Origin of the sequence: Turicibacter sp. HGF1, assembly GCF_000191865.1 — a bacterium.
Classification (GTDB): Bacteria; Bacillota_I; Bacilli_A; order MOL361; family Turicibacteraceae; genus Turicibacter; species Turicibacter sanguinis.
This window is the reverse complement of sequence record NZ_AEXQ01000024.1, coordinates 1-20,068: the sequence shown is the minus strand read 5'-3', so window position 1 is coordinate 20,068 and position 20,068 is coordinate 1. Positions and strand designations below refer to the sequence as shown.

Sequence of the window (20,068 nt, the reverse complement as noted above, 5' to 3'; positions counted from 1 at the left end):
CAAGAGTCTTCTAGATTTAACATGATTGTTAAAGCTAGAAGGCTTTTTTATTATATTAAAAGCCCTAGAAACAAATTGACATGAATTGCTAAAAGTGTTGTGATACGTTTGAGTTATGATACAATAATATTGACTAGACTTTGGAGGGAGTAGAATGAATCGGAAAGAAAATCTTAATCAGTCTGATCGAGAAGTTATTGATGAAAATAAAGTAATTGAAAATCTCTTAAATGGGGATGCTAAAAATGAAAAAAAACAATCGGGTAAAAATCGTTCAGGTACCGAAGTCATATATTCAAAACAAGTTGGGTGCTTTGATTTAAAGTCTATTTTAATTAATTTAATGATTTATACGATTGTTTTAATGGTGACAAGTGGATGGTTAGGTGGATTTTATTTAGGTAGCTTTTTAGATGCCTGTAACGCAGCCATTATAATGTCTATCTTAAATATAATCTTAAAACCTATCTTAGTCCTTTTAACGCTCCCATTAACCATTATGACTTTTGGATTATTCTATGTTTTTGTTAATGGATTTCTGTTAGTTATAGCTGATTATTTAATGGGACCAAGTTTTGAGATTACATCATTTGGTGTTGCTGTATTAGCTTCTATTTTCATTTCATTATTAAGGATGGCAATTAACCATTACTTTTTAAAAGAAGATACAATAAAAGTGAAATTGTAATCAAAACTAAAGATAAGTCGTTTTCTAAACGATAGCTCATAAAGATGAATAAAATTCATTAAAATTATTTGGTGGTGATAGGATGAATGTCGTAACAGTTGCAGATTTAGTTCAAGAATTAAAATTAGAAGTAATCACGAAAGAGATTTCATTAGATCGTAAAATTACAGAACAAATGATTTCACGTCCTGGAATGGAGCTTGCGGGTGTTATAGAATATTTTAGAGACAGTGCAAAACGCCGTGTTCAAATTATTGGAACAAAAGAATGGTTATATCTTCAAACATTAGATTCACAAACTCGAAAAGAAAGAGCTCGTGTTTTATTCACAGAAGATACCCCAGTTATTATTTTCTCTAAAAACTTTGAAATTCCAGAAGAAATGATGGAGTTAGCAAATGAAACGCAAGTGCCGATGTTAAGAAGTCAAAAAGAAACAACCGTTTTATTTACATCAATTTCAAATTATTTAGAGGAAGCTTTATCTCCAATTGAATCAGTACATGGGGTACTTGTTGACGTCAATGGGATTGGAGTTTTAATTACCGGAAAAAGTAGTATCGGGAAAAGTGAGACAGCTTTAGAATTAATTCACCGTGGTCATCAATTGATTGCCGATGATCGAGTAGATATTTATGAAAAAGAACCAGGATTAGTTGTAGGACGAGCGCCAGAATTATTACAACAATTTATTGAAGTTCGTGGGATTGGGATTATCAACGTGGTTGAAATGTTTGGTGCCCGTGCGTATCGTCATAAAAAACGCGTGACATTAATGATCGAATTAGAAGATTGGAATAATGAAAAAATTTATAATCGAATTGGATTATCAGATGAAACGACTCGATTATTCAATACAGACATTACGAAAATTACAATTCCTGTTCGTCCAGGACGTAGTATTGCCTCTTTAATTGAAGTAGCTGCGATGAACCATCGATTAAAAGTTATGGGGTATAACGCAGCAGAAGCTTTCACAAATCAATTAAATAGCTATATTCAAAATAAAAATAATCAATAAATGATTTAGAGGTGAGGACGTGCAGCCTCACTTTTCATGTAATAAGGAGGATAATATGGATCACTCAGCAATTGAACCGTTAAATCGTGTATTTTTACAATTGGGGCCCATTACTATTTATTGGTATGCAGTTTTGATTATGTCAGGGGTCGCAATCGGACTTTATCTTGCCATTCGTGAAGGGAAACGTATGGGGATTAAACCAGAATTCTTTTATGATTTAGTGACATTTGGCTTACCAATCGCTATTATTGGAGCTCGTATTTATTACGTCGCTTTTTCTTGGGATTATTACTCTGTCCATCCTGAGGATATTATTAAAATTTGGCAGGGAGGGATTGCAATTCATGGTGCAATTATAGCATCTGTTATTTTTGGATACTTCTTCTGTAAACGAAAAAATATTTCACTGTTGCTTATCACAGATATTGCAGCTGTCAGTTTCTTTATTGCTCAAGCGATTGGACGTTGGGGGAATTTTATGAATCAAGAGGCGCATGGTGGAGTTGTTCCAGGTGCAACACTTGATGCTCAACGAGAATTTTTGCATTCATTATTCATCCCAGATTTTGTGATCAATAATATGTATATTAACGGGGCATATTATCATCCAACTTTCCTATATGAATCACTTTGGAATGTGATTGGATTTTTAATTGCAATCTTTATCTTACGAAAACTAAGTAAATTATTAGTTGGAGAAATTGCAGCCTTTTATGCTATTTGGTATTCAATTGGTCGTTACTTTGTTGAAGGAATGAGAACGGATAGTTTGATGTTAACGGATACGATTCGTATGGCTCAATTTATTTCAATCATCACAGTTATAGCTGTTTTAATTGTTGTTGTTGCAAGACGTGTAATGAAAAAGAATTTGGTCACATATCGTAGTTTCTATTTAAAAAACTAAAAGGAGTCTAGACTCATGATTAAAGCTGTATTATTTGATTTAGATGGAACTCTATTAAATACAAATGATTTAATCATTAAATCATTTACAGACACATTTAAACACTATTATCCGAACCGTGAATTCACATATGAAGAAATTATCGACTGTATTGGTCCAACACTCGAACAAACAGCGATGAAATATTATCCACAAAACATTTCGGAAATGGTTGAGATGTATCGTCATCATTATGTGTTAAATCATGATGGATTAATTAAAATCTATCCTGGAATCGAAGAAATGCTTAAAGCTTTAAAAGCTTTAGGATTAAGATTAGTCATCGTCACATCTAAAAAACGTGATATGACGTTAAAGGCAATGAAACATACAGATATTTTAGATTATTTTGATTATATTATTTCATCAGATGAAGTCACGCAACCTAAACCCCATCAAGAACCGATTGAATTAGCATTAAAAAAGCTAAATCTTTTAAAAGATGAAGTTATAATGGTGGGTGACAATTCACACGATATTGAGTGTGCAAATCATGCATCAGTCAAAAGTATTGCAGTCGGTTGGGCATTAAAAGGTGCAGATTATTTGCGAGGGTTTAATCCGACTTATATAATTAATACTGCTGATGAACTAGTAGAAATTATTAAAAAGGAAGGTGTTCAATAATGGAAAAAGTATATGATGTTGCGATTATCGGAGCAGGGCCTGCTGGAATGACAGCTGCAATTTATGCAGCACGTGCGAGTCTTTCTGTTGTTATGATCGAACGCGGAGCTCCAGGTGGACAAATGGTTAATACATTCGAAATTGAAAATTATACAGGATTTGAAAAGATTTCTGGGCCTGATTTATCAATGAAAATGTTTGAACATTCTCAAGCAGCAGGAGCTGAATATGCATATGGTTACGTTGAAAATGTAACAATTGCGGAGGATGGAACAAAAGTTATCGATTGTGGAGATCATAAAGTTTACGCTAAAACAATTATCGTAGCAACAGGAACCAAACACCGTTTATTAAATGTACCAGGTGAACAACAATTATCAGGATGTGGAATTTCATGGTGTGCTGTTTGTGATGGAGCATTCTTTAAAGGGAAAAAAGTTGCAGTTATCGGTGGTGGAGATTCTGCAATCGAAGAAGCTATCTATTTAGCTGGATTAGTTGAGAAAGTAACGGTTATTCATCGTCGTGATGAATTACGTGCTCAAAAAATTCTTCAGCAACGTGCTTTTGCTGATGAAAAAATCGAATTTGTTTGGGATTCAACAGTAGAATCATTTGAAGAAGCTGATGGAAAATTAGGTGCCGTAAAAGTTAAAAATGTGAAAACAGGTGAAGTATCAACAGTTGAGGCAGCGGGAGCATTCATCTATATCGGATTAGATCCAATTACGGAGATGGTAAAAGATCTAGGAATTACAGATGAATCAGGGTATGTAGTCGTTGATCACGCCATGATGACGAAGATTCCAGGTGTCTTTGCAGCGGGAGATGTTATTAGTAAAGAATTACGCCAAGTTGTCACGGCAGTTAACGATGGAGCAATCGCTGCACAATCTGCCTTTAAATACATTGAAACAAATTTACGTTAATTAACGAATGAACTCTCGTTTCGTTTAATATATTTAAAAAGAAAACTTTAATTAAGTTTTCTTTTTTTATGCAATTGAAAGGATGAGAGAGATGGATTTACTTATGGATGCTTTCTTGGATACGGCTAAAGTTTGGCCACTTTTGTATATAGTGTACGCTATATTTGAATGGGTGGAACATAAGCAAATAAATTTATGTGCAAAGAAAGAATTAGGTCCAATCGCTGGAGCTTTAAGTGGATGTATTCCACAGTGTGGGGCATCGATTGCAGCATCGTCTTTATACTCAGGACGTGTGATTACATTAGGAACTTTGCTAGCAGTTTTTATCGCCACATCGGATGAGGCGATTCCATTGATGTTTACTCATGTTAATCAGTGGAAAATGATTGCGTTATTAGTCATAATAAAAGTGATTTATGCAAGTTTTGTTGGAATTCTAATTGATTTATTATGGAGAGGAGAAAGATCAGAATTATCCACAGTTTCTAGATATGAGTATCAAAAGGAGAAATCAATTTTTATAGAGGCATTTGAACGTTCAGTGAAGGTGCTAGTCTTTTTATTTATCATGACGTTTTTGATTAACTTGGTTATTTCCTGGATTGGAGAAGACACATTGGCACGGGGACTAATGACAACCTCTTATAAACAACCTTTTTTAGCAGCGCTCATCGGATTAATTCCTAACTGTGCAGCATCTGTTTTATTAACTGATCTTTATTTAAAAGGCATGATTACCTTTGGTTCTTTGTTAGCAGGACTTTGTACAGGTGTGGGGGCAGGCTTGTTAACCTTATTTAAAATGAATAAGTTACTTAAAGAAAATTTAGTGATTATTGGATTACTTTACTTTTTTGGAGTTCTCATCGGATTGACTCTCCATATACTGATTATTGGAATTTAAAAACTGACGATGTTAGTCAGTTTTTTCTATTTTGCTATTTATATGATATAATAAGGAGTAATGAAGGAGGCTAACGAATGAGAGTTGTTCATAGTTTATTAGTGCAAGATGATCAAATTCTTCTTTTGTTTAAACCTAGTCGCCAAAAATGGTTTTTACCAGGTGGGAAAGCTGAGTTTGGGGAGAATATTATTCAAACTGGGCTACGTGAGTTTTATGAAGAAACAGGCCTACAATTGAAGCACGCAAAATTAGGTGCTATTACAACGGTTGTAGTTGAAGAAGAATTAGAAAAAAAAGAGTGGATGTTATATACCGTTAAAGCAACGGATTCAACTGGTGAATTAATTGAGGAAAACCGTGAAGGTTCATTAGCGTGGCATTCCCTTAAAGAAGTTGATGAATTACCGATGTTTGAAGGTGATCGTTTTATTATTAAGAAATTATTAGAGTCAGATCTGCCTATCGTTTCAACTCAAATTTATACACCAACATATGAGTTAATTGAACTGATTCAAAATACAGATGAATAATATTAAAAAGTGATAATAGAGTGAAAGAAGGGTGTCATAGTGAAAAAGATTAACTTATTAATTGTCACGGGAATGAGTGGAGCAGGAAAAAGTGTCGTACTGAATAGTCTAGAGGACGTAGGATATCATTGTATTGATAATTTTCCACCTATTTTATTGCCTAAATTAACAGATTTAATTTTGGGTACGAGTGAGCAATCAGTAAATTTAGCCGTTGTAATTGACTTAAGATCACTTGATTTTAACTCAATTGACGAGATGCTTTATTTTTTACAAGATAGTCATTTTGTTAATGTCCATGTTTTATACTTAGATGCAGATGATGCAACATTAGTAAAACGCTATAAAGAAACTCGAAGAACACACCCATTATCACGAGATACAAATTTATTAGATGGAATTGATAAAGAGCGAGAGTTGTTAAAGCCAATTCGAGATATTTCAGATGTTACAATTGATACAACGGGTCTAGCTGCTAAAGATTTAAAACAGCAGATTATTACAAAGTTTGGGGATTTAGATTCAGATTATTTTAGCGTCACATTCATGTCATTTGGATTTAAACATGGAACACCGATTGATACAGATATTATGTTTGATGTACGTTTTTTGCCAAATCCATTTTACATTGAAACATTACGTCCACAAACAGGACTTGATGATGGAGTTTATGAGTATGTGATGAGTTTTGAGGAGACAACAACCTTCTTAGCTAAATTAGTAGATTTATTACAATTTTTAATTCCTAAATATAAGGCTGAAGGAAAATCACAAGTGATCATTGGGATTGGATGTACTGGAGGTCAACACCGTTCAGTTGCAATTGCTGAATACTTGGCGCACGCTTTTGAAAATGATTATAAAACCAATTCAAAACACCGTGATATCCACCGAGCACATAAAAAATAAGGGGGCCTAAAATAATGGCAGAGTATGATTTAAGGGTAGCGGTAATCGGGGGTGGAACCGGGTTATCTACAATATTAAGAGGATTAAAGCGTTATCCAATCGATATTACAGCGATTGTAACAGTTGCCGATGATGGAGGAAGTTCTGGAAGTTTAAGAAGTGATTTTGATGTTCCACCACCAGGAGATATTCGAAATGTTCTAGTGGCATTATCGGAAGTAGAACCACTAGTGCAAGAACTATTTCAATATCGTTTTAAAGGTGAAACAGAATTAGCAGGTCATCCAACAGGAAATCTTTTAATTGCTGCAATGACAAATATCACAGGGGATTTTGCATCAGCGGTTCAAAAGTTAAGTGAAGTTTTAAAAGTTCGAGGAACAGTATTACCAGTAAGTAACACCCCGTTATGCTTGTGTGCTGAGTATGATGATGGTACAATCATTCAAGGCGAATCACTCATTCCTGTTGAAGATAAGAAAATTAAACGTGTCTATTATACAAATCCAGATGAGCCAGCACTAGATGAAGCTGTTGAAGCCATCATGGAGGCAGACTTAGTTCTTTTAGGCCCTGGAAGTTTGTATACAAGTATTATTCCTAACCTTTTGTTAAAACAAATAGCTGATGCAGTTGTTAAAACGGAAGCTCAGTGTGTCTATTGTTGTAATATTATGACCCAACCAGGGGAAACAACAGGTATGACGGCTTCTGATCATGTTCGTGTTATTGAAGAACATGTAGGATGTCATATTATCGATAAGATTATTGTAAATGATGAAAGTGTTGACGATAGTACTTATGAACGCTATACACATCAAAATTCTGATATGGTTGTCATTGACGAAGAGGTATTAGAAAACATGAATATAGATGTTATTAAGAGTCGATTAGTTTCTTATAATAACGTAGGAGAAGTGCGCCATAATACTAAGAAAGTAGCAGCAACTATTTTCTCATTATTATTAGACATCGAAGAACAAAGGGAGGGGTGATTATTATGTCATTCGCTTCTGAAACAAAAAAAGAGTTAGTTCAAATTCAGTCAGATGATTGTTGTGCAAAAGCCGAATTGTCTGCTTTAATTCGAATGAATGGTGTGATTTCTTTATCGAATAAAGGATTAGTTTTAGACTTTGCAACAGAGAATGCGGCAATTGCAAGACGAACGCTACAGTTAATTAAACAGCTCTTTGATACAGAGGTCGATTTATTATCACGAAAAAAAATGCAATTAAAAAAGAATAATGTCTATATTATTCGAATTAAAAAAAATGCTAGAGATATTGCAACAGAATTAGGGATTATGTCTGAAAGTGTTGGATTTGTTCTTGGAATTGCAAAAGATTTAGTAGAATATGATTGTTGTAAACGTGCGTATATGCGTGGTGCTTTTTTAGCGGGAGGATCAGTTAATAATCCAGAAACATCATCGTATCACTTTGAAATTTCTACATTAGATCAAGAACTAGCAGAAGATTTAAAAGATTTAGCTAATGTTTTTAATTTAAATGCTCGTGTTTTACAGCGTAAAAAGGGATATATTATGTATATTAAAGAAGCTGAGAAGATCAGTGATTTTTTAAGAGTGATTGAGGCTTATAATGCAGTCTTGAATTTTGAAGATGTTCGTATCTTTAGGGATATTAGAAATTCAGAAAATCGTTTGAATAATTGTGAAATTGCAAATGAAACTAAAACGATTGCGGCGGCTCAACGTCAAATTGATAATATTGAATTAATTGATTTTGTATATGGAATTGATTCATTACCAGAGAGATTACAACATGTAGCTAAATTGCGTTTAGAATTTCCTGAAGAAAATTTGAATTATTTAAGCGATATTTCAAATGAAAGAGGATTTAAATTAACGAAATCTGGGATTAATCATCGTATGCGTAAATTAGCTGAAATGGCTGAAGAAATTCGTGACAATCAAAAGAAACGTTTATTAGAGGAAAATCAAGATTAAAGCGAGATGATGAGTATCTATCGTTTTGAAATAGTAGAACAAACGTGAACCTTATTTATGACTATATGGCATAAATAAGGTTTTTTTATGTTAAATCAAATTTAAGTTGAGTATGATTTTAAATGAATGATAGATAATAAAGAGGATTGAAAACAAATTAACAACCGCTTACATTCTGATAATCTTGTACTTATAAATTAAAGTTTAGTATACTATAGATAGATAATTTAAGGAGGAAACAATATGACTAAAAAACCTGTAGCATTAATCATTTTAGACGGATTTGGTTTACGTGATGAAACTGCTGGGAATGCAGTTAAAGCGGCTAAAATGCCAAACTTAGATCGTTTATTCCATACATATCCTCATAACACTTTAGAGGCTTCTGGATTAGGAGTTGGTTTACCAGAAGGACAAATGGGGAACTCAGAAGTAGGACACTTAAACTTAGGTGCAGGACGCATCGTTTACCAATCATTAACTCGTATTAACTTAGCGGTTAAAAATGGTGAATTAAATACTGATGCAACAATTGCAGAAGGTGTTAAACATGCTTTAGAGAATAACAAAAAAATTCACGTAATGGGATTATTATCACCTGGTGGAATCCATTCACATAATGAACATATGTATGCATTAGTTGAAGCTGCAAAAGCTCAAGGTGCAAAAGAAGTTTATGTTCATGCATTTTTAGATGGACGTGATACAGCTCCTAAATCTGCATTAGAATATGTTGAAGCATTAGAAGCAAAATTAGCTGAAATCGGAATGGGGAAAGTTGCGACTGTTTCAGGACGTTACTACTCAATGGACCGCGATAAAAACTATGATCGTACACAATTAGCTTACGATGCTATGACTCAAGGAACTGGAGAAAAATTCGAATCAGCTAAAGCTGGTGTAGAGGCTTCTTACAAAAATGATATTTTAGATGAATTCGTTGCTCCTTTTGTTGTTGATGAAAATGGATTAATTCAAGATGGAGATACAGTCATTTTTGCCAACTTCCGTCCTGATCGTGCACAACAAATCGCAATCGCGTTATCTAACCCAGAAAATGTTGCAAACTATGCAAAAGAAGGTAAACCAGCATTAGATTCATCAAAAGGGCCAAAAGATGTATACTTTATTTCAATGATGTCTTACGGAAGTGCTGTAAATGGGCCAGTTGTATTCCCATTACAAGACTTAGCTAATACTTATGGAGATGTTATTGCAGCAAATGGATTAAAACAATTACGTATTGCTGAAACTGAAAAATATGCTCACGTTACATTCTTCTTCGATGGTGGAGTAGATAAAGAAATCGAAGGAGCAACTCGAGTTTTAATTAACTCTCCAAAAGTTGCAACTTATGATTTAAAACCAGAAATGTCTGCTTACGAAGTAGCTGATGCTTGTGTAGCTGAAATTAACAAAGATATTCATGATACAATTATTTTAAACTTCGCTAACCCAGACATGGTTGGACATACTGGAGTATTCGATGCGACAGTTAAAGCATTAGAAGCTGTTGATGAGTGCTTAGGTAAAGTTGTGGATGCAATCATCGCTAAAGGTGGAGTTGCAATTATTACAGCTGACCACGGAAATGCTGAAAAATTAGAAGATGAAAATGGTGGAGCATACACAGCTCACACATCTAATCCAGTTCCAGTTATTGTAACTAAAGAAGGAATCGAGTTACGTAACGGAGGTAACTTAGGAGATTTAGCTCCAACAATGTTACAATTATTAGGTGTTGAACAACCAGTTGAAATGACAGGAAAATCAATCATTAAATAATATTCAAAAAGACATAGCGCCTAAAAGGTGTTATGTCTTTTACTTTTTGTAAAAAAAAGTGGTATTATTTTCGGTAAATTATAATATTTATAATCGGATTCATATATACTTTCAATATATGATTGAAGTTTAATTTATAGGGAATAGGTGTGATTATTTGTAATATAAAATTCCATAATAAAGATAAAAGGTATGGATGATAAGACAAAGAAAAAAATCGACTTATTCAAGAATTAAAGAGGTAAATTTAACGTTTATATTTGAAAATGGTGGATATTTATGGTACTATATAAAAGTGGAAGCCAGGTTAGTTTAGTGGTAAAACAACGCAATGGTAATGCGTAGCCGCGAGTTCGATTCTCGCACCCGGCACCATCAAAATGGATTGAAATATATAATCTAGCTGAGAGCTAGATTTTTTTTTGTCAAATTTCTTAATTAGTGATTCATAATAATTGAAATTTTGGTCATATTAGAGATTGTATTGAAAAAAATTGAGATATTGAGGAATAATATGATGTAAGAGCTTATTTTGTTTCATTAGTATGAGCTTTAATTTACAAAAAATAGCGTTTACAACAGAAAAATATCTTTAATCTCCAAAAAAATGTATTATAATAAGAAGTGTGAAAAAATTAGAAAAAAAGGAGCTGTCATACATGCCTTATATTGTTGACGTTTATGCTCGCGAAGTATTAGACTCTCGCGGAAATCCTACTGTTGAAGTAGAAGTTACAACTGAAAGTGGATCATTCGGACGTGCTTTAGTACCATCTGGAGCTTCTACAGGAATCTACGAAGCTGTTGAGTTACGTGATGGAGATAAATCTCGTTACTTAGGAAAAGGTGTTTTAAACGCTGTTAAAAATGTTAACGACATTATCGCACCTGAATTAGTTGGTATGGATGTTACTGACCAATGTGGAATCGACCGTTTAATGATCGCTTTAGACGGAACTAAAAACAAAGGTAAATTAGGAGCTAACGCAATCTTAGGTGTATCTATGGCTGTTGCTCATGCTGCTGCTGATTTCGTTGGATTACCATTATACCGTTACTTAGGTGGATTCAACTCTAAAGAATTACCAACTCCAATGATGAACATCATCAACGGTGGAGAGCACGCTGACAACAACATCGACTTCCAAGAATTCATGATCATGCCAGTTGGAGCTCCAACATTCAAAGAAGCTATCCGTATGGGAGCTGAAGTATTCCATGCATTAAAATCAGTATTACACGGTATGGGATTAAATACAGCAGTTGGAGATGAAGGTGGATTCGCTCCAAACTTAGAATCAAACGAAGCTGCTATCAAAGTTATCTTAGAAGCTATCGAAAAAGCTGGATATGTTCCAGGTAAAGACGTAATGATCGCTATGGACGTTGCTTCTTCTGAGTTCTACAAAGATGGAAAATACGTTTTAGCTGGTGAAGGTGGAAAAGTATTCACATCTGAAGAATTATGTGACTTCTACGCTGAATTATGTGAAAAATATCCAATCATCTCAATCGAAGACGGTTTAGACCAAGACGACTGGGCTGGATGGGATTATTTAACTAAAAAAATCGGAGATAAAGTTCAATTAGTTGGAGACGATTTCTTCGTAACTAACACTGAGCGTTTAGCTGAAGGTATCGAGAAAAACGTGGCTAACTCAATCTTAATCAAAGTTAACCAAATCGGTACATTAACTGAAACTTTCGAAGCTATCGAAATGGCTAAGAAAGCTGGATACACTGCAGTTGTATCTCACCGTTCAGGAGAAACTGAAGATGCTACAATTGCTGACATCGCAGTTGCTACAAATGCTGGACAAATCAAAACAGGTTCTATGTCTCGTACAGACCGTATTGCAAAATACAACCAATTATTACGTATCGAAGATGAATTAGGACAACAAGCTGTTTACAACGGAGTTAAATCTTTCTATAACTTAAAAAAATAATTTAATTTATTAAATTAAATCGCACACGATTGTTTTTAAGTTAGGGATTTATAACCTAATTAATCATGCACATATATTGAAGCCCATCTAGGTTTAGGTAACTAAATCTAGATGGGCTTTTTTTGACAAAAAAACATTTTCAAAATAATTGTCGATTTAACAAAATATGCTAAAATATACTTATATATAAGTCTTCTATACTTAGAAAAAATGCGACCTATTAGTAGAAGATACCTTTTAAATGGGAGAGATTCCATTTGATTTTATTACACCTTTGGTGAATTAACCTTTAGACAATAGAATACTGCTTTAATAAAAATTACCATAGGATGGAATTAATCTATATAATATAGGTTCGCTAGTATTTGGTGTGAAAAACAATCCGCAACTGATAGGAAGAAATTTTTATTTCAATATACAGTTCTAGAGTGTTTAACCAGTTTAAAATTGTTAAAAATATATGACATGATTGAAAGGATGAGACAAATGAAAAAATCAGAAGAAACTTTGAATTTTAAATTGATTAATCGAGTTGTCTTATTAATTGGGATCTTAGTTGGGGTTCAGGTTATTAAAATATGTTTTCCGATTATTAAACCTGTTATTTCAGCATTAAATTTAATTATTAGCCCATTTATTATTGCGATTTCTCTAGCATATTTACTCAATCCATTAGTCGATTTCTTCTGTCGCTTACATTTTAAACGTTCATACGCGATACTTGTAACCTTTGTTTCAATTGTCGGTGGGTTATTTTATGCTATCTTTAGCTTAATTCCGTATTTAATTGTTAATATTCAAGAAGTACTTAATAGTATGCCAATGTTGATTGAAAAAGTGGAGCTTCTTATTTCTAATTTAAATCTAGATTATATTGATATTTATAAGTTTGATTTTAGTTCTCTGTTTAGTGAAAATTCAAAATTCTTTACCCTTTTTTCATCATTTTTATCACGAGCAGGTAGTTGGTTATCAAGTGCAAGTAGTAGTTTTACGATGATTATAGGGATGTTATTCCTAGTTCCTATTTTGTTATACTATATTTTAAATAACTTCTATGAACTGCGTAATCGAATTAAAAACTATTTAATAACTCACCGTCATATTCAATTTTTTAATATTTTAAAAGAATCGGAAGAAGTTGTGAGGGGATATGTGTCAGGAACATTAGCAGTATCACTTGCTTTATCGATAATTGCATCTATTTATTTTGCCTTAATTGGATTAGATAACGCGGTTGTATTTGGTGTTTTAATTGGATTTTTAAATATTATTCCTTATGTGGGACAAATTATTGGTACGATTCCAGCTGCTCTTTTTGGTTTAACAGTTTCGATTTGGACGCCAGTGTATGTCATTATCGGAGTATTAGCACTTAATTTTATTGAAGGAAACTTTATTAAACCACTTGTGTTCTCTAAAGCAGTAGACTTTCATCCAATTATTTTGTTAACACTTATTATTATTGGAGGACAAATTTTTGGGGTAATTGGGATGATTTTCATTATTCCGATTGCAGGTATTATAAAAATTATCTTACGTTATAGTAAAGACGTCTATTTTGAATACCGTAGTAAAAAAAATAATGAATTGAATTAGTTTAAAGGTCATTTCATAATCATGGAATGACCTTTTCTATATTAAAACAAAAATATATTTCACCATTATAAATGAGTCTCGGGCCTTATATATGCAAAAATAATCAAACTTCAAAAAATCATGTCTTTTCTACATATAATTGTTTAGTTAATCATAGAGTTTATAGATAAGAAATCTACTTTACCTTATGTAAATAATGAAGTAATGATTGTAGGAGGAGTTGTTAGATGGGATTGTTATTATTGCAGTATGTGGGATTATCGTTTTTAGTCGTCTTTTCATCAATTAAAATTTCAGAATGTGTAGATGAACTTGATCAGAGAACTAAACTCGGGGGAGCTTTAATAGGAGGAATTTTATTAGCTGGGGTTACATCCTTACCAGAATTGATTACAAGTATTTCATCAACAATGATGTTAAATAACCCAGATTTAGCATTCGGAAACATTCTTGGAAGTAATGCTTTTAATGTTTTTATTTTAGCGGTTGGAAATATTGTTTTTATTAAGCACATGTTATTTAATAACATAGGACGCTCTAACACGATGACAAATGTTATTAACTGTAGTATTTATATTATTATTTTATTTACGTTTTTTAGTCCAACGATTACACAGGTGGGACATGTTGGAACAGCATCTATTTCTATTGCGGTGTTATATTATTTAAATTTAAAATTAGCTTCTAATTTAGAGTCTAACGACAATCAAAGTAGCGATTTGCCAAATCCATCAGAATCAATGCTTAACTTAATTTTACGCTTCGTATTCTTTGCAATTGTTATTGTGATCAGTAGTTTATTAGTTTCAATTACGACAGATAACATTGCAAGGGAGACTGGTGTTGGTTCATCTTTTGTGGGAGCAATCTTTTTAGGGGTGGCAACATCATTACCTGAGATGACTAGTTTAATTAGTTTAATTAGAATGCGTAACTATGATATTGCAGTTGGGAATATTGTTGGAAGTAACTTGTTTAATTTTGGAATTATTGCTTTGACAGATGTTTTATATTTCTCGGGTAATATCTTTGAAATTGCCGATATCTCCAATTCATTGTTAGTTTTTGTTGGCTTGGCAGAATCTATTGTATTAGCTTTTGTGTTATTTGGTATTAAGATTAAAAATAAATTTTTATACGCAATTCCTTCTGTTTTGATTATTCTAGTTTATTGTTACTATATTACGACATCCTTGAAATAATGGTTGAAATTGTATAATAGATGTGATACAGTTTTGATATATACAAGGAGGGTTTAGGATGTTTAGTTTAGGTGTTGTAGACGTATTATTTATGATTGTTTCAGTAATCCTAATTGTCTTAGTTGCATTACAAAGTTCTAAACAGGGATTAAGCGATTCATTAACAGGTGGAAATAGTGAGTTATTCAAGAATCAAAAAGAACGTGGAGCAGAAGCTTATATTGTTCGTGCAACTTATATTTGTTCAATTATTTTTATCGTTTTAGGACTAATTATTTTTATGAAATAATATACTAGCTCATATTCGAAGAATATGAGTTTTTTTAATGTCAAAATACGTAGTAGCAATAAATTATATAATATTGGTACAAACTAAACATAGGTCAAATACAAGAGAACTTTGTATTCTCGGATTCTAAAAAATGGTTAAATATTTAACCGAGTATGATAGAATAGTAGTTATGAGTTGGAGGTGTGCTATTTGCGCAATACAGTATTAGAGTTATTAGGATCAAGTCATTATGAAGCAATGACAATTGATGAGTTAGTAGATTATTTACAAATTGAAGGAACAGAAGCTTTTAAAGAATTCGTTAAATTAATGGTAGCCCTTGAAGATGAAGGGGTTGTCGTACGTTCAAAAAATGATCGTTATGATTTAGCACGTGAATTAGGTTTTTATAAAGGAATTATTTCTATTCATCCAAAAGGATTTGGGTTTGTTGAAATAGATGATATGGATGACGTTTATATTCGTAATGAAGATTTAAATGGAGCCTTACATAAAGATACGGTTTTAGTTAAAATCTTACCATCTTCTAAAGGTGATAGTTTAGAAGGAGAAATCGTTCAAGTTTTAGAACGTGGAATGAAAGAGTTTATTGGGACTTACTATGAAATTAAACAAGTAGGTTATGTTAAACCAGACAACTCACGTTATCATGCTGTTGTAGCAATTCCTAAAAATAAAAGTAAAGGGGCTGTTCGCGACCATAAAGTCCGTGTTAAGATTGTTGACTACTTAGAAAATAATGTTGTTAAAGCAGAAGTTTTAGAAATTCTTGGACATAAAAACGATCCAGGTATTGATATTTTATCTGTTGTTTATAAATATGACATTGTACCTGAATTTTCAAAGGATGCATTAGAACAAGCTGCTGCTATTCCTACGGAATTAGATGCAGACAGCTATAAAGGTCGTCGTGATTTACGTGGTGAAACCATTGTTACAATTGATGGCGATGATGCTAAAGACTTAGATGACGCTGTTCATGTAAAAATGCTTGATAATGGAAACTATTTATTAGGTGTTTCAATTGCAGACGTTTCGTATTATGTAACCGAAGGGTCTCCATTAGATCGTGATGCGTATTTTAGAGGGACTAGTGTGTATTTAGTTGACCGCGTTATCCCAATGATTCCACATCGTTTATCAAATGGAATTTGTTCATTAAATCCTCAAGTTGATCGTTTGACGATTACTTGTGAAATGGAGATTTCACCTAAAGGTGAAGTGGTTAACCATGAAATCTTCCCTTCTGTAATTAATACAACAGAACGTATGACTTATCACAATGTGAATTTGATTTTACAGGGTGAGGATCAAGAGGTTTTAAATCGTTATGAAGCGTTAGTACCAAATTTCCATCTAATGTATGAGTTATCTCAAATTCTACGTAAAGCTCGTCATGATCGTGGATCAATTGATTTTGATTTAGATGAAGCAAAAATTATTGTAGATGAGTATGGTTTTCCAACAGGTGTTGAACTTCGTGACCGTGGGATCGCAGAGCGCATTATTGAAGATTTTATGTTAGCAGCTAATGAAACAGTTGCTGAACATTTCCATTGGATGGATGTTCCATTTATTTATCGAGTTCATGAACATCCAAAACCTGAAAAATTAGAGCGTTTCTATAAGCTAGCTCGTGCTTTAGGTTATGAGATTAAAGGAACAAGAGAACATGTTCATCCAAAAGCATTGCAAATGATTACGGAAGCCGTACAAGGAAAACCTGAGCATGCTGCAATTAATACAATGATGCTTCGTTCATTACAAAAAGCAAAATATAGTGAAGAAAGTTTAGGACATTTTGGATTGGCTGCAGAGTTCTATACTCACTTTACATCACCGATTCGTCGTTACCCGGACTTAATTGTTCATCGATTAATTCGTCGATATTTGTTCGAACAGGACTTATCAAATGAGACTTTAACATATTATAATACTATTATGCCTGAAATTGGTCTTCAAACTTCAAAACGTGAGCGTGATGCAATCGATGCAGAACGTGAAGTGGAGGATATGAAAAAGGCAGAGTATATGACACAATTTATTGACGAAGAGTTTGAAGGTGTTATTTCATCTGTTACGAAATGGGGAATGTATGTCGAACTACCAAATACGGTAGAAGGGCTAGTTCATGTAAATGATTTAACAGATGATTATTATGAATTTGATGAAGATAATTTAGCATTAATTGGACGTCGTACGAAAACCATGTACAAACTTGGGGATGTTGTAAAAGTTGTTGTAGTAGCTGCAAGTAAAGAGGAAAGAACTATTGACTTCCAATTAGTTGGTATGAGTAAGAGCCGTCCTAAACGTTCATTTAAACGTATTGATACACGAGGTGCATCAGGAGCAAATGATCGAAGAAGAGATGGCAAACCTAAAACATCTTCATCATCAAATTCGAGAAATAATCGTAATAAAAAATCATCTGATCGTTTCAATGATAATAAGAAACCAAAAAGAAAAAATAATAAAGGTTCAAAAAACTTTTCGAATCAAAAAAGTAATAGTCAAAAAAAATCTAATAAATAATAGTTTGGCTAATTAGTGAAAGGGTGCAGGTAAATCATGATGAAGAAGTTAAAAGGTATTAAGTGGTTCAATGTCATTTTGTTCCTATTCGTCATGGTTGGTTTATTAGTTTTAGCTCAATTTTTTGTTCGTCCTAATATGGAAGGATGGGATGTTGAGCGTGTTTTACATTATGAAGCTGCTAATGATATAAATATTATTTATGATTATATTTATTCAGACGAAGTGGATTATGGGATCGTTGTTGATCAACAAAAATGTGAAAATGAGGAGACTTGTGATGTTAAATTAACGATATCAAAAGGAAGAGATGTCTCAAAAAACACAGAAACAGAAATTAGAGCCTACCTAGATGAATTGATTGCTACGGGATTAATTACAGCAAATGAAGTCAATTATCATGACTCAATGTACTCAAATGATGTAAAGCCTGGATTTGCAGTTTATTATGAACCAGATCCTATTAAACAGCGTATTGATATTAGCTTTTCTTTAGGACCCGAAATACGTGTCTATAAAGCTTCTATGGTTGCTGTAGGTGATATTTTACTACATGATACTGTATTTAATGATTTTAGATTAGAAGGAGATTTGTTTGATTTTTCTCCATTACTTGAAAATGTAAAATCATATATTGAACCAGCAGACTTTGCTTTTGCAAATCAAGAGTCAAATATTGGAGGTATAGAGATTGGATTATCTTCATATCCAAACTTTAATAGTCCATATGAAATTGTTCGAGATCTTGTTGGCATTGGATTCAATATGTTTTCAAGAGCTAATAATCACACATTAGATAAGGGAGAAAATGGCGTGATTTTGGCTGAATCATACTGGCAAACCTTAAATGGAATTATTTCAGCTGGATCAACTGATTCACAAGAAAAACGTGATCAAATCCCTGTGATTGAACAAAATGGAATTAGATTAGCATTACTAGCATATTCTTACGGATTTAATGGATATAGGGTTCCAGAAGATAAACCTTATTTAGCTAATGAGTTCAGTTATGAACAAGCGGAACAAGATATTCAAAAAGCTAAAGAAGTTGCAGATGTTATCGTGGTTTCAATGCATTGGGGTACTGAATATCAAGATACACCAAATGAAACACAGTTAGAACAAGCCAAGTGGCTAGCAGATCAAGGTGTAAATGTTATTTTAGGTGAACATCCTCATGTTTTACAACCTGTTGATATCTTGGTTGGACGTGATGGAAATGAAACATTAGTTGCGTATTCATTAGGTAACTTTATTTCAGGTCAAACAGGACTTGCTAAATTAGTAGGTGGAATTTTAAAGTTTGATATTATTAAAACAACGATTGGTGATGAAGTGAAAATTGAAATTTCGCAACCTCAATTAATGCCAACCTATAACTATGCTGAAAATGGAACAGTTAATTATCAATTAGTTCCATTAGTTGAATCTGATCAACGTGATTATTTTGAAACGGTTCAAGCTTTAATGGAAAATTACTCGAATGTAGTTGATGTTGTAGATTACATTACTTACGATGAAAATTAGTTGGAGAGCTTAAAGGTGGTGTAAGAATGCCAAAAGGTGTGGGATCAACGCTTGCGCAAAATAAAAAAGCAGGACATGATTATTTTATTGAAGAAACATTTGAAGCGGGAATTGTGCTGCAAGGAACTGAAATCAAATCGATTCGTGCCGGTAAAGTCAATTTAAGAGATTCATTTGTTCGTATTGATCGTAATGAAGCTTTTGTACATAATATGCACATTTCTCATTATGAACAAGGAAATCGATTTAATCATGATCCATTACGTACAAGAAAACTATTATTACACAAACGTGAAATAGCAAAATTAATTGGAACACAAAAAATGGGTGGTTATTCACTTATTCCATTAAAGTTATACATTAAAGATGGATATGCGAAATTATTATTTGGTATTGCAAAAGGGAAGAAAAATTACGATAAACGTCAAGATTTAAAGGCCAAAGATGCAAATCGTCAAATTGAAAAAGCATTGAAAGACCGTCAAAAGTAGGTTCTTTGTCAAATAGTGTTGCTGATTAATTTGTGACCTATTACAATGAACGACCGAATTGAAATCCTAGTAGCTATGCTGCTAGGATTTTTCTTTTGGGTTTAGTTAGATTTTGAATCATAAGAATTCTTGATTTGAAATGATAGAAGCTGT

General features: G+C 33.0%; 18 protein-coding genes and 1 tRNA gene. All 19 read left to right on the top strand.

The window, feature by feature from the left end:
• Positions 1 to 154: 154 nt before the first annotated feature.
• The 19 genes from HMPREF9402_RS02560 to smpB all read left to right on the top strand — a co-directional run bounded on the left by HMPREF9402_RS02560 (position 155) and on the right by smpB (position 19,915).
• Positions 155 to 688 carry a phage holin family protein gene (locus HMPREF9402_RS02560; RefSeq protein ID WP_006785185.1) on the top strand — a complete coding sequence of 178 codons (534 nt, stop codon included), beginning with the start codon at positions 155 to 157 and terminating at the stop codon, positions 686 to 688.
• A gap of 82 nt (positions 689 to 770) precedes the next feature.
• Entirely contained in the window at positions 771 to 1,709 is a 939-nt protein-coding gene (gene hprK / locus HMPREF9402_RS02555) for an HPr(Ser) kinase/phosphatase (RefSeq protein ID WP_006785186.1), read from the top strand.
• A 55-nt stretch (positions 1,710 to 1,764) separates the two neighbouring features.
• On the top strand, positions 1,765 to 2,619 hold the full coding sequence (gene lgt, locus HMPREF9402_RS02550; protein WP_009606384.1) for a prolipoprotein diacylglyceryl transferase: 855 nt from the start codon (positions 1,765 to 1,767) through the stop codon (positions 2,617 to 2,619).
• Positions 2,620 to 2,634: 15 nt separating this feature from the next.
• Complete coding sequence (gene ppaX, locus HMPREF9402_RS02545) at positions 2,635 to 3,285, top strand: pyrophosphatase PpaX (protein WP_009606381.1); 651 nt, start codon at positions 2,635 to 2,637, stop codon at positions 3,283 to 3,285.
• Positions 3,285 to 4,214: a thioredoxin-disulfide reductase gene (gene trxB / locus HMPREF9402_RS02540; RefSeq protein WP_009606379.1), complete on the top strand. Its 930-nt coding sequence runs from the start codon at positions 3,285 to 3,287 to the stop codon at positions 4,212 to 4,214. Before ppaX ends, trxB begins: the two co-directional genes overlap by 1 nt.
• 91 nt (positions 4,215 to 4,305) lie before the next feature.
• A complete protein-coding gene (locus tag HMPREF9402_RS02535; RefSeq protein ID WP_009606374.1) occupies positions 4,306 to 5,121 on the top strand; it encodes a putative manganese transporter in 816 nt (271 codons plus the stop codon).
• Between the two features lie 77 nt (positions 5,122 to 5,198).
• The gene (locus HMPREF9402_RS02530) at positions 5,199 to 5,654 is read left to right on the top strand and encodes an NUDIX domain-containing protein (protein ID WP_006785191.1); all 456 of its coding nucleotides are present in this window, start codon (positions 5,199 to 5,201) and stop codon (positions 5,652 to 5,654) included.
• Between the two features lie 39 nt (positions 5,655 to 5,693).
• Positions 5,694 to 6,563, top strand: coding sequence for an RNase adapter RapZ (gene rapZ / locus HMPREF9402_RS02525; protein WP_006785192.1), 870 nt, complete (start codon positions 5,694 to 5,696; stop codon positions 6,561 to 6,563).
• Between the two features lie 14 nt (positions 6,564 to 6,577).
• Positions 6,578 to 7,558: a gluconeogenesis factor YvcK family protein gene (locus HMPREF9402_RS02520; protein ID WP_006785193.1), complete on the top strand. Its 981-nt coding sequence runs from the start codon at positions 6,578 to 6,580 to the stop codon at positions 7,556 to 7,558.
• Positions 7,559 to 7,563: 5 nt separating this feature from the next.
• Positions 7,564 to 8,535, top strand: a complete 972-nt coding sequence (gene whiA, locus HMPREF9402_RS02515) for a DNA-binding protein WhiA (protein WP_006785194.1) — start codon at positions 7,564 to 7,566, stop codon at positions 8,533 to 8,535.
• A 243-nt stretch (positions 8,536 to 8,778) separates the two neighbouring features.
• Positions 8,779 to 10,320, top strand: coding sequence for a 2,3-bisphosphoglycerate-independent phosphoglycerate mutase (gene gpmI / locus HMPREF9402_RS02510; protein WP_006785195.1), 1,542 nt, complete (start codon positions 8,779 to 8,781; stop codon positions 10,318 to 10,320).
• A gap of 301 nt (positions 10,321 to 10,621) precedes the next feature.
• A tRNA-Thr gene (locus HMPREF9402_RS02505) sits at positions 10,622 to 10,695 on the top strand.
• A gap of 284 nt (positions 10,696 to 10,979) precedes the next feature.
• Positions 10,980 to 12,269 carry a phosphopyruvate hydratase gene (gene eno, locus HMPREF9402_RS02500; protein WP_006785196.1) on the top strand — a complete coding sequence of 430 codons (1,290 nt, stop codon included), beginning with the start codon at positions 10,980 to 10,982 and terminating at the stop codon, positions 12,267 to 12,269.
• A gap of 486 nt (positions 12,270 to 12,755) precedes the next feature.
• On the top strand, positions 12,756 to 13,868 hold the full coding sequence (locus HMPREF9402_RS02495; protein WP_006785197.1) for an AI-2E family transporter: 1,113 nt from the start codon (positions 12,756 to 12,758) through the stop codon (positions 13,866 to 13,868).
• 227 nt (positions 13,869 to 14,095) lie between these two features.
• On the top strand, positions 14,096 to 15,070 hold the full coding sequence (locus HMPREF9402_RS02490) for a sodium:calcium antiporter (RefSeq protein ID WP_006785198.1): 975 nt from the start codon (positions 14,096 to 14,098) through the stop codon (positions 15,068 to 15,070).
• A 58-nt stretch (positions 15,071 to 15,128) separates the two neighbouring features.
• Positions 15,129 to 15,359 carry a preprotein translocase subunit SecG gene (secG, locus tag HMPREF9402_RS02485; RefSeq protein ID WP_009606382.1) on the top strand — a complete coding sequence of 77 codons (231 nt, stop codon included), beginning with the start codon at positions 15,129 to 15,131 and terminating at the stop codon, positions 15,357 to 15,359.
• Positions 15,360 to 15,551: 192 nt separating this feature from the next.
• A complete protein-coding gene (rnr, locus tag HMPREF9402_RS02480; protein ID WP_006785200.1) occupies positions 15,552 to 17,897 on the top strand; it encodes a ribonuclease R in 2,346 nt (781 codons plus the stop codon).
• Positions 17,898 to 17,936: 39 nt separating this feature from the next.
• Entirely contained in the window at positions 17,937 to 19,424 is a 1,488-nt protein-coding gene (locus tag HMPREF9402_RS02475; RefSeq protein WP_237701281.1) for a CapA family protein, read from the top strand.
• Between the two features lie 26 nt (positions 19,425 to 19,450).
• Complete coding sequence (smpB, locus tag HMPREF9402_RS02470; protein WP_009606386.1) at positions 19,451 to 19,915, top strand: SsrA-binding protein SmpB; 465 nt, start codon at positions 19,451 to 19,453, stop codon at positions 19,913 to 19,915.
• Positions 19,916 to 20,068: the final 153 nt, after the last annotated feature.